The sequence below is a fragment of the Belnapia moabensis DSM 16746 genome, assembly GCF_000745835.1.
Classification (GTDB): domain Bacteria; phylum Pseudomonadota; class Alphaproteobacteria; order Acetobacterales; family Acetobacteraceae; genus Belnapia; species Belnapia moabensis.
The window spans coordinates 66,194-81,522 of the sequence record NZ_JQKB01000014.1 but is presented as its reverse complement, the minus strand read 5'-3'; the positions used below and the strand labels follow the sequence as shown (position 1 = coordinate 81,522).

General features: G+C 70.7%; 17 protein-coding genes. 9 read left to right on the top strand and 8 right to left on the bottom strand.

Translation table 11 applies throughout. The features are described from left to right. Positions 1-83: 83 nt before the first annotated feature. From EP26_RS11685 to EP26_RS11665, 5 genes are all read right to left on the bottom strand, one after another. Positions 84-515: a phasin family protein gene (locus EP26_RS11685; RefSeq protein WP_043338711.1), complete on the bottom strand. Its 432-nt coding sequence runs from the start codon at positions 513-515 to the stop codon at positions 84-86. A gap of 59 nt (positions 516-574) precedes the next feature. Beyond that, a complete protein-coding gene (locus EP26_RS11680; RefSeq protein ID WP_245624373.1) occupies positions 575-1,240 on the bottom strand; it encodes a TetR family transcriptional regulator in 666 nt (221 codons plus the stop codon). Continuing rightward, a complete protein-coding gene (gene proC / locus EP26_RS11675; protein WP_043338710.1) occupies positions 1,233-2,048 on the bottom strand; it encodes a pyrroline-5-carboxylate reductase in 816 nt (271 codons plus the stop codon). The genes EP26_RS11680 and proC overlap by 8 nt, the downstream gene beginning before the upstream one ends. Before the next feature lie 35 nt (positions 2,049-2,083). Continuing rightward, positions 2,084-2,587 (bottom strand): type III secretion system chaperone family protein, encoded by a 504-nt coding sequence (locus tag EP26_RS11670; protein ID WP_043338709.1) that lies wholly within the window; start codon positions 2,585-2,587, stop codon positions 2,084-2,086. A 154-nt stretch (positions 2,588-2,741) separates the two neighbouring features. After that, on the bottom strand, positions 2,742-3,140 hold the full coding sequence (locus EP26_RS11665; protein ID WP_052389072.1) for an accessory factor UbiK family protein: 399 nt from the start codon (positions 3,138-3,140) through the stop codon (positions 2,742-2,744). Positions 3,141-3,235: 95 nt separating this feature from the next. On the opposite strand from EP26_RS11665, the gene rfaD reads away from it, so the two are divergent. The 5 genes from rfaD to EP26_RS11640 are packed head-to-tail and all read left to right on the top strand — an operon-like array spanning position 3,236 to position 7,775. After that, on the top strand, positions 3,236-4,216 hold the full coding sequence (gene rfaD / locus EP26_RS11660) for an ADP-glyceromanno-heptose 6-epimerase (protein WP_043338707.1): 981 nt from the start codon (positions 3,236-3,238) through the stop codon (positions 4,214-4,216). Continuing rightward, positions 4,216-5,022, top strand: a complete 807-nt coding sequence (gene lgt, locus EP26_RS11655; protein WP_043338706.1) for a prolipoprotein diacylglyceryl transferase — start codon at positions 4,216-4,218, stop codon at positions 5,020-5,022. Before rfaD ends, lgt begins: the two co-directional genes overlap by 1 nt. A 26-nt stretch (positions 5,023-5,048) precedes the next feature. Next, positions 5,049-6,017, top strand: coding sequence for a class I SAM-dependent methyltransferase (locus EP26_RS11650; protein WP_052389071.1), 969 nt, complete (start codon positions 5,049-5,051; stop codon positions 6,015-6,017). Further along, positions 6,014-6,799 (top strand): peptidoglycan editing factor PgeF, encoded by a 786-nt coding sequence (pgeF, locus tag EP26_RS11645; RefSeq protein WP_043338703.1) that lies wholly within the window; start codon positions 6,014-6,016, stop codon positions 6,797-6,799. The genes EP26_RS11650 and pgeF overlap by 4 nt, the downstream gene beginning before the upstream one ends. A 58-nt stretch (positions 6,800-6,857) precedes the next feature. After that, the gene (locus EP26_RS11640) at positions 6,858-7,775 is read left to right on the top strand and encodes a hypothetical protein (RefSeq protein ID WP_043338702.1); all 918 of its coding nucleotides are present in this window, start codon (positions 6,858-6,860) and stop codon (positions 7,773-7,775) included. Positions 7,776-7,779: 4 nt separating this feature from the next. Here the strand turns inward: EP26_RS11640 and EP26_RS11635 are convergent, their stop codons facing one another. Continuing rightward, entirely contained in the window at positions 7,780-8,451 is a 672-nt protein-coding gene (locus tag EP26_RS11635; RefSeq protein ID WP_052389070.1) for a flagellar hook assembly protein FlgD, read from the bottom strand. Between the two features lie 13 nt (positions 8,452-8,464). Next, entirely contained in the window at positions 8,465-10,051 is a 1,587-nt protein-coding gene (locus tag EP26_RS11630) for a flagellar hook-length control protein FliK (protein ID WP_043338701.1), read from the bottom strand. A 252-nt stretch (positions 10,052-10,303) separates the two neighbouring features. Between EP26_RS11630 and flgE the strand changes: the two genes are divergently transcribed. The 4 genes from flgE to EP26_RS11610 all read left to right on the top strand — a co-directional run bounded on the left by flgE (position 10,304) and on the right by EP26_RS11610 (position 14,783). Then, on the top strand, positions 10,304-11,605 hold the full coding sequence (flgE, locus tag EP26_RS11625; RefSeq protein ID WP_043338700.1) for a flagellar hook protein FlgE: 1,302 nt from the start codon (positions 10,304-10,306) through the stop codon (positions 11,603-11,605). Between the two features lie 16 nt (positions 11,606-11,621). Continuing rightward, positions 11,622-13,148, top strand: coding sequence for a flagellar hook-associated protein FlgK (locus EP26_RS11620; RefSeq protein ID WP_043338699.1), 1,527 nt, complete (start codon positions 11,622-11,624; stop codon positions 13,146-13,148). A gap of 14 nt (positions 13,149-13,162) precedes the next feature. Beyond that, a complete protein-coding gene (locus tag EP26_RS11615; RefSeq protein WP_043338697.1) occupies positions 13,163-14,230 on the top strand; it encodes a flagellin in 1,068 nt (355 codons plus the stop codon). Between the two features lie 85 nt (positions 14,231-14,315). Further along, positions 14,316-14,783 (top strand): flagellar biosynthesis repressor FlbT, encoded by a 468-nt coding sequence (locus EP26_RS11610; RefSeq protein WP_084112471.1) that lies wholly within the window; start codon positions 14,316-14,318, stop codon positions 14,781-14,783. Positions 14,784-14,858: 75 nt separating this feature from the next. On the opposite strand, the gene EP26_RS34785 is transcribed toward EP26_RS11610, so the two are convergent. Next, complete coding sequence (locus EP26_RS34785; RefSeq protein WP_169747387.1) at positions 14,859-15,179, bottom strand: hypothetical protein; 321 nt, start codon at positions 15,177-15,179, stop codon at positions 14,859-14,861. Between the last annotated feature and the right edge of the window lie 150 nt (positions 15,180-15,329).

The following is a 15,329-nucleotide window of genomic DNA, read 5'->3' as shown; positions in this document are numbered from 1 at the left end:
CGCGCAAGGCCGTGCGAGGCTTTGGGCGCCGAGCCACCGTCCGGGGTCCCCACCAAGCCGCGCAGCGACCTGATGGGGAGTTCTCAGCCCTTCTTGGCGACGAGCGTCTTCACCTCGTCCATCGCCTCGGTGAAGCGCGTGTTGAGCAGGGCCAGCGCCTCGGTGTTCGACTTCTGGATGAGGTCGGCCACCTCGCGCATGTTGGTGACGGCCTTCTCGTAGGCGCTCTTAAGCAGCTCGGTTTGGCGGGCGGCCTTGGCCTGGGGGCTCTCCTGGGAGGAGATGGCCTTCACCGCCTCGGTCATCTCCGACATGGCGGATTGAAGGATTTCCATGTGGCGCCGGGCCACCGCCTGGGCGCCTTCGAGCGCGACGCGGTTGGCGGCGGAGAGCGCCTCCAAGTTGCGGCGCTGTGCGGCGGCAAGCGCCTCCATATCCGGCATGCCGGGCAGGCGGAACTCCGTCAGCATGCGCATGATGTCGGTTTCCGGCTTAAAGCCCATCGGGTCTGCCATGCGATCCTCCTCCACCCTGTTTTGTCGTCCCCGACCCTAGGCCCGACGCTGAGGGCCGGTCAAAGCATCGAGGCGTCCGGTTCGCCGGTGGTATCCCCCGGCTCCAGACGCAACGCGCGAGCGACCTGTTCGGCACGGTCGAGCGCCCGGTCGAGCGCCGCCATGGTGGCGCCGAGATCGGCGGTGTCGTCCCTCGCCCAGGCGCGGAGCGTCGCCAGCCAGACCGCGGTCAGCCCCTTGGCCCGGGCGAGGCCGGCCAGCCCGCCGGAGCCGAGCCCCGCCGCCTCCAGCATCCAGGCCATGGAGCCAGGCAGGGCGGCGAGCAGGGCGAGGGCGAGCAGCGGGTCGCGCTTCAGCTCGTCGAGGAAGCGGAGGATGCCGGCGCGGTGCGGCTGCAGCGCATCGATCCGCCGCATGATGACGTCGAAGATGCGGTCGCGGGGCGTGTTGTCGTCTGGCGCCTCCGGCACGATGCCTTCCAGCACCGCCTGGTCGACCAGGCGGCCATGCAGCAGCAGCAGGTGGTGCGGCGTCGGGCAGCGCCGCCGAATTTCGGCCGGGGCGACGCCCGAGGCGGCGGCGACCCGCCGCATCGAGAGCCCCGCCCAGCCATGCGCGGCGACCACCTGCCAGAGGCCGGCGACCAGCCGGGCCTCGATATCCTGCATCTCGCTCATGGCGCTGAGTGTGGGGACGCCGGTGGCGGAAGGATAGGGGTCAACCACCCAGTTCGCGTGAACGCTCGGTGGCGGCGGCGATGGCGCGGGACATCAGCGCCGGCCAGGCCTCGCTCGCCATCAGCACGGCGAGCGCCCGCTCGGTGGTGCCCTTGGGGCTGGTGACGTTCTTGCGGAGCTGGGCGCTGTCCTCGGCACTCGCGGCCAGCAGAGCGCCGGAGCCGGCGACCGTCGCGCGGGCCATACGCCGAGCGAGGTCGGGCGGCAGGCCCTGCTCGATGGCAGCCGCCTCCATCAGCTCGGCGAGGAGGAAGACATAGGCCGGGCCGCCGCCGGAGACGGCGGTGACAGGATCGATCAGCCCCTCCTCCTCCACCCAGGCGGTTTCGCCGATGGAGGAGAGCAGCCGGTCGGCCAGCGCCCGCTGCGAGGCATCGACGCCGGGGCCGGGAAAGGCGACGGTGAAGCCCTGGCGGACGGCGGCCGGGGTGTTCGGCATGGCGCGGACGATGCGCGCGCCCTCGCCGAGCAGGGCCCGCATGCCGCCGGTGCTGCGCCCGGCCATGATGGAGATGAACAGCGTCTCCGGCCCGGCCAGCGACGCGAAGGCCGGCAGGGTCGCCTGCGCCTCCTGCGGCTTGATCGCCAGCACCGCGGCGCCAGGGCGGAAGCCGGCGGGGATGGCGGCTGGGCTGTCCACCACCGTCACCCGCCCGGCGAAGGCCGCGGCGGCGGGCGCGTGCGGCTCCACCACCACCGCATCGGTGAGACCGTTCTCCAGCCAGCCGGCCAGCATGGCCCCACCCATCTTCCCGCAGCCGACCAGCAGCAGCGGGGGCAGCGCTTCGGCGCTCATGGCATCCCTCCCCAGGCGAATCCGGGGAGAGGCTGTCAGGCCTCGCCGACGCAGTCCAGCATGGCGGCCTGGAGCGCCTCGGCCGGGCTCTTCCCGCCCCAGAGGACGAATTGGAAGGCCGGGAAGAAGCGCTCGCACTCGGTCAGCGCGATGTCGACCATGTCCTCCAGGCTCTCGGCGCTCGCCCCAGGGGCGCCGCGCAGCAGGACGGAGTGGCGGAAGACCGGCACCCCTTCCTCGGACTCGATGCCGAAATGCCCGATCCAAAGCTTCTCATTGGCTAGCGCCAGCAGCTCGAAGAGCTTGCCACGGGCCTCCGGCGGCACCTTCATGTCGAAGGCGCAGGAGAAGCCCATGGCGCTGATCTCCCCCGACCAGGAGAAGTAGAGGCCGTAATCGCACCACTTGCCCGGCGCCTCGGCCGCCATCTCGCCATCCGAACGGCGCTCGAAGGCCCATTCGTTGGCGGCGACGATCTGTTCGAGGACATCGAGGGGGTTGGTCGCATGCTCGCGCTCGAGGGCCAGCAAGCCTGACATCGCGCACCTCCTCACTGGTCTAAGGCATTCCCGCCCACCCGACATCTTGGGTGAATCGGCCGGGCGGGACCACCAGGGCTAGGATACCCAGGCGCCAAACGCGACTGCAAGCCCGACGGTTGCGCGAGCGTTGCGGCTGCAGCCCAAGATGACGTCAGCCGCCGCCGATGGGCGGGGGGTTCTTCATCGTGCCGCTGATCGGCGGCGGCTCGCCCGGGGCACTGGGCGGGGTCTCGGTATTGGGCATCGCCTCCGCCGAGGCGGTGCCGCCAGCCGGCGCCGCGGCCTCGCCGAGCCGGGCCTCGAGGGCAGCGACGCGCGCCTCCAGCGCCTCCTGCGCCTCGCGGGCGCGGCGGGCGAGCTCCATCGCCGCATCCAGTTCCTCGCGCTTCACCAGCTCCAGCCGCTGGACCATCTGGTCCACCTGGCTGCGCACCGCGGCCTCCACCTCGCCCCGCACCCCGGCCAGGGCCGAGAAGGCGCCGCCCGCCACCCCGGCGAGGTCATCGAACACGCTGCCGCGCTTCCGGCCGCCGCTACCCGTATCACCCATGGAACCGCTCCTCTTCACAGCCTGCGTCGCCGCGGCCTATACCCCCCGCCGCCCGGTGCTACCATGCAGTGCGCCGGCCTTTGGGGGTCGTGGAGATGTATCTCGTCACCGGCGGGGCCGGTTTCATCGGCTCCAACCTCGTCGCCGCGCTCTGTGACCGCGGCGCGGAGGTGATGGTGGCCGACCGGCTGCGCTCCGGCGAGAAATGGCGGAACCTGGCGAAGCACCCGATTGCCGGCATCCTGCCGCCGGAGGAGCTGGAACGCTTCCTGGCCGCGGCGCCGCCGCTCCGGGCCGTGCTGCATCTCGGCGCCATAAGTGCGACGACGGCGACTGATGGCGACCTGGTGGCGGCGACCAACCTCACCCTCTCCCTCCGGCTCTGGGAGTTCTGCGCCGAGCGGGGCATCCCCTTCATCTATGCGTCCTCCGCCGCGACCTATGGCGATGGCTTGCTCGGCTTCGACGACGATGCCTCGCCCGAGGCGCTGGCACGGCTTCGCCCGCTCAACCTCTATGGCTGGTCGAAGCTGGCCTTCGACCGGCGCGTAGCCGACCTGCTGCGCCGCAGCCGCCCGGCGCCGCCGCAATGGGCGGGGCTGCGCTTCTTCAACGTCTATGGGCCGAACGAGGCGCATAAGGGGCGTATGGCGAGCGTCCTCTTCCACAAATTCCAGCAGGTGATACGAGGCGAGGCGGCGACGCTCTTCCACTCCGACCGCGCAGGCATCGCCGATGGCGAGCAGCGGCGCGACTTCGTCCATGTCGACGATTGCGTCGCGGTGATGCTCTGGCTGCTCGACAACCCCGGCGTTTCGGGCTTGTTCAACCTCGGCTCCGGCCGGGCGAGGACCTTCCGCGACCTTGTAGGGGCGATGTATGCGGCGCTCGGGCGCGCCCGGGATATCCGCTATGTCGACATGCCTGAGGACCTCCGCGGCAAGTACCAGTATTTCACCGAGGCGCCGCTGGACCGGCTGCGCGCGGCGGGCTTCAACGCCCAGATGACATCGCTGGAGGAAGGGGTACGCCGCACCGTGCAGGATTTCCTCACCCAGCCGGACCCGTATCGCTGATGCTCCTCGCCATCCCCTTCCCGGTCATCGACCCGGTGCTGGTCCAGATCGGGCCGCTCGCCATCCGCTGGTATGCGCTGGCCTATATCGCGGGCATCCTCGGCGGCTGGTGGTTGGCGCGGCGACTGGTGGCGCTGAAGCCCGAGGTGGCGACACGGCAGCAGATCGATGATTTCGTCACTTGGACGACGCTCGGCATCATCATCGGCGGGCGGCTCGGCTATGTGCTGTTCTACCGACCCGGGCACTACCTCTCGAATCCGCTCGACATTCTCAAGGTTTGGGAAGGGGGGATGAGCTTCCATGGCGGGGCGCTCGGGGTGATCGTCGCCATTTTCCTCTTCTGCCGGCAGGAAAAGCTCGATGCGCTGGCCTTCGGCGACCGGGTGACGGCGGTGGTGCCGATCGGCCTTTGCCTAGGCAGGCTCGCGAACTTCATCAACAGCGAGCTCTGGGGGAGGGTGACGGACGTGCCCTGGGCGATGGTCTTCCCGACCGGCGGGCCGGAGCCGCGGCACCCCAGTCAGCTCTATCAGGCCGGGATGGAGGGCGTGCTGCTCTTCATCCTGTTGCAGGTGCTGGTGCATAACCCGGCGATCCGGGCGCGGCGGGGCTTCGTCGCCGGGGCCTTCCTCGCCGGCTATGGCGTGGCGCGCTTCATCGGCGAGTTCTTCCGCCAGCCGGATGCCTTCCTTGGCTTCCTCTTTGCAGGCGCCACGATGGGGCAGCTGCTCTCGGTGCCGATGATCCTGGTCGGCGCCTGGTTGATGCTGCGCGCCAAGCCTCGGCAGGAGGCGGTGGCCTGAGCGCGCCCGAACGTCTCGACCGGTTCATGGCGCGGGCCGCAGCGGCTTATTATGCCGGGCGCGACCCCTTTGGCCGTGGGGGCGATTTCACCACGGCGCCCGAGATCTCGCAGGCCTTCGGCGAATGCCTCGGCCTCTGGGCGGCCGTTACCTGGCAGATGATGGGCGCGCCGGCGCCGGTGCGGCTGGTGGAGCTCGGGCCGGGGCGCGGGACGCTGATGGCGGATGCGCTGCGGGCCGTGGCGGAGGTGATGCCGGCCTTCCGGGCGGCGGCAGAGGTTCATCTCGTCGAGACGTCGCCGGCGCTGCGGGCGGCACAGGCGGCGCGGCTGCCGGGTGCGGCCTGGCATGAGCGGGTCGAGGTGGTGCCGGCGGGGCCGGCCATCGTCATTGCCAACGAGTTCTTCGACGCGCTGCCGATCCGGCAATTCATCCGACGCGAGGATGGGTGGCGGGAGCGCTTCGTCGCGGCGGGCGGCTTCGTCGAGCAGGCGGTCGAGGAAACTCCTGCCCTCCCCGATACGGCGCCCGAGGGGGCAGTGTTCGAGGTTTCCGAGGCCGGACTCGCTATCGCCCACCAGCTCGGCGGACGGCTGCGCGAGCAGGGCGGCGCGGCGCTGGTGCTGGATTACGGTCCGGGCGAGCCGGGCTTCGGCGACAGCCTTCAGGCCATGGCCGGGCATGGGAGGGCCGATCCGCTGGCCGAGCCGGGCAGCGTCGACATCACCGCCCATGTCCCCTTCCCCGCCCTCGCCGCGGCGGCGCGGGAGGCAGGCGCCGCCACGCATGGGCCGCTGCCGATGGGGCTCTTCCTCCAGCGGCTCGGGCTGATGAGCCGGGCGGCGATCCTTGCCCGTTCCAACCTCCGCCAGGCCGGGCTGATCCTCTCAGGCGCAGAGCGGCTGGTGGCGCCTGAAGGGATGGGGCGGCTGTTCAAGGCGCTCTGCCTGTGTCATCCGGGGCTCGCCATTCCTCCGGGCTTCGAACCAGCATGAGTTCCGCCGAGTATATCGACGCCCCCGCGCTCGCCGTGGTCACCGGCCTGCGCCATGGCTTCTTCACCCGTCGTGGCGGGGTGTCGGAGGGGCCCTGGGCGGCGCTCAACTGCTCGCTCTCCGGTCAGGACGACCGCGAGCGGGTGCGGGAGAACCGGCGCCGCGCGGCCGATGCGCTCGGCCTGCCCGCCGCGGCGCTGCATGGCCTGAATCAGGTGCATGGCATCGCCGTTGCCGAGGTCGATCAGGCCGGCTGGCGCGAGGGCGAGGGGCCGCGTGCCGATGCCATGGTGACGCGGCGGCCGGGTATCGCGCTCGGCATCGTCACCGCGGATTGCGCGCCGGTGCTCTTCGCCGAGCCGGAGGCGGGCGTGATCGGCGCCGCCCATGCCGGCTGGCGCGGGGCGGTGGACGGGGTGATCGAGGCGACGATCGAGGCCATGGAGCGGCTCGGCGCCCGGCGGGCGCGGATGCTGGCAGCTATCGGCCCCTGCATCGGCCAGGCGAGCTACGAGGTCGGGCCCGACCTACGCGAGGCCGTGCTGGCGCGGGATCCGGCGGATGCCCGACATTTCGGCCCTGGCCAGCGGGAGGATCGCTGGCAATTCGACCTTGCCGGCTACTGTGCCGCCCGGCTCCGCGCCGCCGGCCTGGCGATGGTGGAGACGGCCGATACCGACACGCTGGCGAACGAGGAGAGATTCTTCAGTCATCGCCGACGCACCCTGGCGGGAGGCGGGCCGATCGGGCACCAGCTCTCCGCCATCAGCATCACAGTCTGAGCCATGCCCTATATGGTCCAGTTCTTCGTCCTCACGCTGCTCACCATCATGGTCGCCTGTGCGCTTCTCTAGGCTGCTGCTCATCCTTCCGCTGCTGCTCGGCGCCTGCGGCGACCTGCCGCAGCCCTTCCGCGGTCGGCCAGGCGCCGAGGCGCAGCGGCTGGCCGTGCCGCTCGCCATCCGCCTCGCCGTGCCGCCGCCGACCGAGGCGCTGCTGACCGACGATGGAGCGAAGGGCCTGGCCGGCAAGATGGCCGAGGCGCTGCAGGCGCAGGACATCCCGGCCGTCGCCACGCCCTCGCCGCTGCCGCTCGATTGGCGCGTCGATATCCTCGCCGAGCGCCAGGGCCAGATGGTGCTGCCGCGCTTCCGCCTGGTCGATGCCGATGGGAAGGTGCAGGCGGCAAGCCAGGGCAACCCGGTGCCGCTCACCCGCTGGGCGGAGCCGACGCCGGAGCTCTTCACCGAACTCGTCACGCAGGCGGCGCCCGACCTCACCCGGCTGCTGCTTCAGGTGGAGGCGGCGCGGAAGTCGACCGATCCGCAATCCATCGCCGCCGGGCCGCCGCGCATCCGCTTCATGGGGGTGAAGGGCGCGACGGGCGATGGCAACCAGGCGCTGGCGGCGCGGATGCGCGAATTCCTCGGCAATGAGGGCTTCGTCGTGCAGGACGCGGCGGATGGCGCGGCCTATGGGCTGGAGGGCGATGTCGTCCTCGCGCAGGGCGGCACGCCGGCGCAACAGCGGGTCGAGATCCAGTGGATCGTCAGCCGGCGCGACGGCGAGGAGCTCGGCCGCGTCGTGCAGATCAACGAGGTGCCGACGGGGCGGCTGCGCGGCCTCTGGGGCGATATCGCCTATGCCGCGGCGGAACAGGCGGCGCCCGGCGTGCGCACCGTCGTCGCCAATGCGCTGAGCGCGCCGCCATCGAGCATCGGCGAACCGGCTGCCGCCTCGCCGCCGCCCGCGCGCTGACCGGCTACTGGTTGGCGATGCCGCGCATCGCATCGAAGCCGACCGAGAGCGCGCCGAGCTGGAGCTGGAGGTCGCCGCCGGAGGGACGCTTCGCCGCCGTCGCGGTGCCGACCACGGTCGCGGCGATGGCCTGCGCTGCGCCCTGCGCATCGAGCCCGGCGACGGCGAAGCCATAGGCGCCGTCGGGCAGGCGCTGACCGGCGGCGGTCCTGCCGTCCCATCGCCAGTCCTGCGCGGTGGTGCCGAGCTTCACCGTGTCCTGGCGCAGGATGCGGCCGCTGGAATCCAGCACCCGGACCACTGCCTGCTGCGCCGTGCCGGCGGCCGGCAGGCGCACCGTCGCGCTGCCGTCCTGCAGGCTGAGCTTGTCGCTGTCCACCTCCACCCGCTCGCCGATCAGCGGCGCCGCGGCGGTAAGTTGGGCGCTCTGCTGTAGGCCGATCAGCTTCGACAGGTTGGTGTTCACGGCGATCTGCTGCTCGACGCCGGCGAAGGCGACGAGCTGGTTCGTCATCTCGTTGGTATCCATCGCCTTGGTCGGGTCCTGGTTCTTCAGCTGCGTCGTCAGCAGCGTGAGGAAGGTGTTGAAGTCACCGGCGAGGCCGGTTGGGCTCCTGGTGCCGGCGGGGGTGGTGCCGCCGCTCGTGGCGGTGGTGCCCTGGATGCTTCCGCTCATCGGTGATGCTCCGTCAGACTGCGATATCGAGAAGGGAAAGAGCGTTCAGCGTGGCCTGGGCAGGGCCGGTCACGGCGAGCGAGGCCTGGCCGGAGTGGCCGCCCCCTGGGCTCCCCCCTTGGCCGCTGCCCTGTTGCTGCGGGCGCTGTTCCTGCGGCTGCCCGCCATTGCCGCTCGAGAGGCCGAATTGCGTCCCCCCGCTGGCGACCACGATGCCGGCCTGGGCGAGGGTGCGGTCGAGCTCCCGCGCATCGCGTTGCAGCAGGGCGAGGGTTTCCGGCCGTTCGGCGAGAACATGGACCGAGGCGGCCTCGCCCTCGGCGCCGCGCTCAATGCGGATCTCGACCCGGCCGAGGCTCTCCGGCTCGAGCGCCACGGTGAGGCGCGGTGCCTGGCCCTGGCCCATGGCGAGGGCGATCGTCACCTGCGCCACCTGCCGGGCGGGCGGCGGCAGCGGTGCGGAGGGGGCGGCGCTGGCCGTGGCGACCGGGGCGGCGCTGTCGGGTGCCGCGGGGGTCAAGGATGAGGGGCTGAGCCCGGAAGGCATGGCCTGCAGCGGATCGGGCGGGGCGGGTTGCGCCTTTGCCGGCTCGGCGGGTCGCTGCGGCATGAGAGGGGCAAGAATCAGTGCCGGGCTGATCCGCTCGGGCATGGGCGAAGGCTGGCCCGAGGCGGCCGCGGCCGCCGTGTCCTGGTCCTTGGCGGTCGCCTGGTCCCTGGCGGTGGCCTGGCCGATGCCGGCGGCAACGGCCATCGGCCGCTCGCGGGAGGCCTGCTGCGGCTTCAACAGGTCCCGCGATACAGCCTGAGCCGGCTCGGAGGTCACTGACGACGCAGGCCGTGGGGCGGCCACGGGGAGCGTCTGCGGTAGGGCGGGGCTCGTTTGCGCAGGCGCTGCGGCGAGCATGGCCATGGTGGCCTGCGGGCCGTGCTGCATACCGGCCTTGGACGCCGGCTGCGGCTCTGAAGCAATGGCGCCGGGCAGTCCGACAGCGAGGGCTTTGGCCGAGCCCTGTGCCTCCTCGGCTGGCGCGGTCGCCGGCGAGGATTTGGAGTCGGCGGCGAGGCTCTCCCCGGTCGTCCCTGGTCCGCCGGCCGGGACGGTGGTGACCGCCTGCGTTGCCGAAGCCTGTTCCGAAGGCCCCGGCATGGTCGGCGGCGGTGGCGGGATGGGCAGCGGCACCGTAGCTGCCGGGATCGCCAGCGGAATTTCCTGCGTCGCGTGGTCGGCTGGAGCTTCGGGCTGATCCAACTCGTGGGAATCGGTCCCTGCCGGCGTCCCAGGCAGGCCGAGGTCGGACAGGCCAGGCTCGGATGTTGGCAAGGGCACCTGCGCCGCCGGCAGGACAGGGTCTTGGACAGGCGGCAGCGGTACGTCCTCGGCGAATGGGATCGCGGTCGCTGGAAGGCCGGTCGGCGCCGGCAACTCGCCGAGGAGACTTACGGACATGCCGGGGGCGGCTGCCTTGGCCGGGTCCTCGCCGGCGCGCAGCAGCAGCGCGGCGAAATCCTCGGCGCCGGCGTCCGGCGGCTTGGCGGCACCGGCAGCGGAGGGCGATGGCGTCGCCGTCAGCGATGGCAGGAGGGCGGTGGGGTCCATAGCGGTCCGGTCCAGCGGCGAGCCTCCGGTGCGAAGCCCGGGTCGAGCCCGTGGTGCGAAGCCCGGGCCAGGCTTCTGGCACGCCGCAGCGGCAAGCTCCGCCGCCTGCCCGGCAAAGCCTGCCCAGCAGGCGGCAGGACCGGCAGGCCTGGCCCGCCCCGGCGCTGGCACGCCGCCTGCGATAGCCGACGCGACGAAGGCCGAGCCCCGCCCACAGCGCGGTGCCGGTCCCCGGACGACGGAGGCCCGACCATGTCCCTATTCGGCTCGCTCACCGCCGCCATCAGCGGCCTGACTTCGCAAAGCCGTTCGCTCGGCAACATCTCCGACAACATCGCCAACAGCCAGACCGTCGGCTACAAGCGGGTCGACACCAACTTCATTTCCTACATCACCTCGTCGAGCCAGACGAATAACCTGCCTGGCGCGACGATCGCCATGCCCTCCTATACCAACACGATACAGGGTACGATTGAGCAGTCCGAGGACCCGCTCGCCATGGCGATTGGGGGGCAGGGCTTCTTCAGCGTGGCGCAGGCAAAAGGCACGGTGAACGGCCAGCCAATCTTCGACGAGCGGCAATTCTTCAGTCGCGCCGGCGATTTCACGCGTGATTCGGATGGCTACCTCACCAACAGCTCCGGCTACTACCTGAAGGGATGGCCGGTCGATGCCAGCGGCAACCCGGACCGCACCAGCATCGAGCCGATCCGGGTGAACCAGCAGGTCTTCAACCCGATCGCCACCAAGCAGATCGACTTCTCGGCCAACCTGCCGGCCAACATTCCCGCGACGCCCATTACCACCCAGGCGCAGCTCTACGATACGCTCGGCAAGCTCCATACGGTGAACCTCACCTTCACCCCCTCACTCACCAACAACTGGTCGCTTCGGGTCGACGTGCCGGACGACATCAACGGGGTGACCCGCGGCACGGTCGACCTGCAATTCGGCAACAGCGCCACGCCCGCGGCGCCAGACGGCACCATCGGCGGCATCACCTCGACCGACCCGACGATCACCCTGCCTACAACGAATGCCCCAGGCGATCCGGCCGCCTTCAGCTTCAGCGCGGATTTCGGCCAGGGGCCGCAGACCGTCTCGCTCTCGCTCGGGCAGTTCGGCAAGGCGCTCGGCCTTACCCAGTACTCGGCGGAATTCAGCGTGCGCAACCTGACGCAGGATGGCGTGCCGCTCGGCGCCTTCTCCTCGCTCAGCATGCGCACCAACGGCGATGTCGCTGTGAACTACGACAATGGGCAAAGCCGCGTCATCGCGCGCGTGCCGCTCGTTGCCTTCAACGACCCGGACAAGCTGCAGCGCCTCGACGGGCAGGCCTTCATGCGCACGCCGGAATCGGGCGAGGCGCGGGTGACGGATGCTGCCTCCAACGGCGTCGGCAAACTCGTGGTCGGTTCGATCGAGCGCTCGAATGTCGACATCGCCAGCGAGTTCAGCAAGCTGATCGTGGCCCAGCGGGCCTATACGGCCAATACCAAGGTCGTCACCGCGACGGACGAATTGCTGCAGGACACCATCAACATGCGGCGCTGAGGCAGGAGGCTGAGCGATGAGCCTCGACCTTGCCCTCGGCATCGCACGCAGCGGTCTCGCTGCGGTCCAGCGCGGCCTGGCGCAGGCTTCGCAGAATGTCGCCAATGCGCAGACGCCGGGTTATGTGCGGAAGACGGTCGAGCAGCAATCGCTGGTCGTCGCCGACATGCCGGCGGGGCTGCGCAGCGGCGACACGCAGCGGGCGGTCGACCTCGCTTTGCTTGGCCGGCTCGACCAGAGCCGCGGCACGCTCGCCGCCGCCACGGTGCGCGAGGACCTGTTGACCGGCATCGAGCAGGTACATGGTGCGACGGGGGATGGGGCGACGCTCGGCGATGCGGTGGCGGCGCTCTCCACAGCGTTCACCGCGCTACACGAAGCCCCGGCCGATGCCGGGCAGCAACGGGCGGCGCTGGCCGCGGCGGGCACCGTGGCCAACCGGCTGAACGATGTCTCGGCGGCGATCGGCGCGGCACGCCAGCAGGCGCAGGACGGCATCGTCACCGAGGTCGCCGCGGCCAATGCGGCACTCCAGCAGATCGCCAGCCTCACCGTCCAGATCAAGTCCGGCACCGGCGGGGACCAGGCCGGGCTCGAGGACCAGCGCGACCGGGCAATCGCCGCCCTCTCCGAGAGCATGGAAATCCAGGCCGTCCGCAAGCCGGATGGCGACCTGCTGCTCATCGCCCGCGGCGGGCTGGTGTTGCCGCTCGACCCGAGCCGGACCCTGCTGGCGACGGCGCCCGCCTCGGTCGCGCCGGACGCCTTCCATGGCGGCAGCGGCACGCTGCCGGGGATCACGCTGAACGGCGTCGACGTCACCGGCCAGATCGCCGGCGGCCGGCTCGGCGAATATGTGGCGATGCGCGACCGGACCCTGCCACGCTACCAAGCGGAGACGGACCTCGTAGCCGTCAACCTTGCCAGCCGCTTCGATCAGCAGGGGCTGACGCTCTTCACCGATGCGGACGGCAGCTCGGTGCCCGATGGCGCCGTGCCCTACGCCGGCAGCACCCAGGTCGGCTTCGCCGGGCGCATCCGGCTTGGCAGCGCGGCCTCGGCCGATCCGAGCCTGCTTCGTGACGGTACCCATGCGGTGACGCCGAGCGCGACCGGGCCGGACGGCTTCGTGCCCAACCCGCCCGGCGGGCCGGCGGGCTTCACCATCATGATCGATCGGGCGCTGAATTACAGCCTCGGCGGCGAGGCCTCGAAGGGTAATCCCTGGCCGACCATCGCCAGCGCAGGGCTCGGGCCGGACGGGACACTGGTCTCGCCCTTCATGCCGGCGGCGAGGATCGCCGATTACGCCAGCAGCGTCACCACGGCGCAGCTCAGCGACCGCGCCGCGGCGACCGAGGCGAAGACCCAGGCGGCTGGCCTGCAAGGCGCCCTCAACAGCCGCTTCATCGCCGGCTCGGGCGTCGATGTCGATGCCGAGATGGCAGGGATGGTGACGCTGCAGAACGCCTACGCGGCCAATGCCAAGGTGATCAGCACCTTGCAGGCCATGTGGGATTCGCTGCTCGGCGTCATGCGCTGAGCGAGGAGGTAAGGATGCCGGGACTCGATATCATCGGGCGGCTCGACAGCGACACGGCAGTGCTGCGGGCGCGCCTGCTGACGCTGACGCGTCAGCAGGCGACGGGCCTGAAGAGCGAGCAGCCCGCTGATCTCGGCGCGCAGCTGCCGCGGGCACTCTCGCTGCGGGCGGAAATCTCCCGGCGCGACACCTATGGCACGCTGATCGGCCAGGCGCTGTCGCGCACAGAGGCCACGCAGCAGGCGCTCGGCCGCCTCGCGGACATCGCCAGGAAATTCGGTTCCACCGTCGCGGTGAAGCTGGACGCCAACAACCCCGATGTGCTGCCGCTCTACGCCAGCCAGGCGCGGCAGGCGCTGGTCGAGGTCGGGCAGCTTCTGAACGCGCAGCAGGGCGGCGAGTACCTGTTCGGCGGCAGCGACTTCTCCAACCCGCCGGTGCCGGACCCGGACGGGCTGCCGACCAGCGGCATGGCGACGCAGATTGCCGCCACCATCGGCACGCTCGGCGGCGGCAACGTGGCGACGGTCGCGGCGGCGACCAGAGCGGCCGCGCTCGACGACAGCGCGGGCACCACCCCCTTCTCCGACTTCGTCAGCGACGCCACGCGCGGCGGCGGCGAGCCGCGGCGGAGCGTGGTCTCCGCTGATGGCACGGCGACACCGGTCGGCCTCTTCGCCAACCGCAATGCGGCGGCAACCTCGATGGGGGAGACGACCGGATCCTGGGCGCGCGACCTGCTGCGGGGGCTGGCGAGCATCGCCGCCCTCACCCCGGCGCAGGCCGCGTCGCATGATGATTTCAAGGCGCTGGCGGATACCATCCGCAACGGCCTGCAAAGCGCATCGAACGCGCTCGCCGACGAGCAGGGCGCGCTTGGCCAGACCGAGCAGCAGCTCACCGACATGCAGACCCGCCACAGCCAGATGCACGACTCCCTGAAGGCGCAGCTCGCCGATATCGAGGAGGTGGACATGGCGGAGGTGTTGACCCGAATGCAGGCGACCAAGACCGCGCTCGAGGCCAGTTACAACGCGATCGGCACGATCGGTTCGCTCAGCCTCGTGAACTATCTGCGGTGATTGGTAAGCCGGGTTTCAGTCCGCGTTAAGCGACGTATGCGACGATCCGCCAACTCTCCGCAATGCGGAGCCGAAAGGAACAAGAATGTCCACGCTGGTGCTCGAATTGCGGCAAGGCGACATGATGGTCGTCAATGGTGCGCCGATCCGCTTCCGCAACCGCACGCGGATCGAGCTGGCGGCGAAGGCGCGCTTCCTATTCGGCAAGCAGATCATGCCGCCGGAAGCCGCGACGACGCCGGCACGCCGCATCTACTTTGCCCTGCAGACGGCCTATATCGGCACGGATAAGGAACGGGCGGACGGCTTGCAGGCGGCGCGCAGGCTGATCGGCGATTTCCAGCAGGCGACCACTTCGGCGCTCGCGCGGGAGATGCTGCGCCAGGCGTTGACGCTCGCCGAATCCGATGACTGCTACCAGGCCCTGAAGCTGGCGCGGCGGGTGATGCGGCACGAGGAGGAGGTGCTCGGCCTCGCGCCGGTCGCCACCACGCGGTCTCCTGGCCGGGCGGAGTCCGAGGGGAGGACGACGCTGACGTTGGGAGCCGGCTAGAACGGCCTTCCTGCGCATCGGCTCACGACGCCCGCTCAAGCCTGTCGTTCGGCCGAGTGGCTATGTCCGCTCAGGTCAACCATCTGGCCGGAGCATGCTTTGGCCTTGCGCCGGTGTCCGCTCAGACGCCTGTTGCGGCACGGCGGCATGGTGCGGCTCCGGGCTGGATTGTGATGGCGAAACCGCTGCTGGTGCCGACTGCTGTGGCTGGTAATCCTGCGTGCCGCGGCGCTGGGCGGAGCGATAGGCGTCCAGTTCCCGCTCCGTCGGCAAAGTTGCGGCGACGGCACCGGAGCGGTCGCGGAATTCCATCACCACGATACCGAGCGAGGGATCAATCCGCATGTTCGGATTGGGGCGCGCGGTCAGCAAGGGGTCCGGCGCGGCGGTCGGCACGCTTCTCGCGGGGCGGACATAGCTGGAGTCCGTGCCTCGGCTGGCGATTGGGGGAATGGTGCTCGGCGGGATCATGGCAGCTGATGTGCGAAATACCGCAACGCAGGTAAATCAGGCGTTAAGAAGCATCGCAAAAAGACGCCTTCGCCG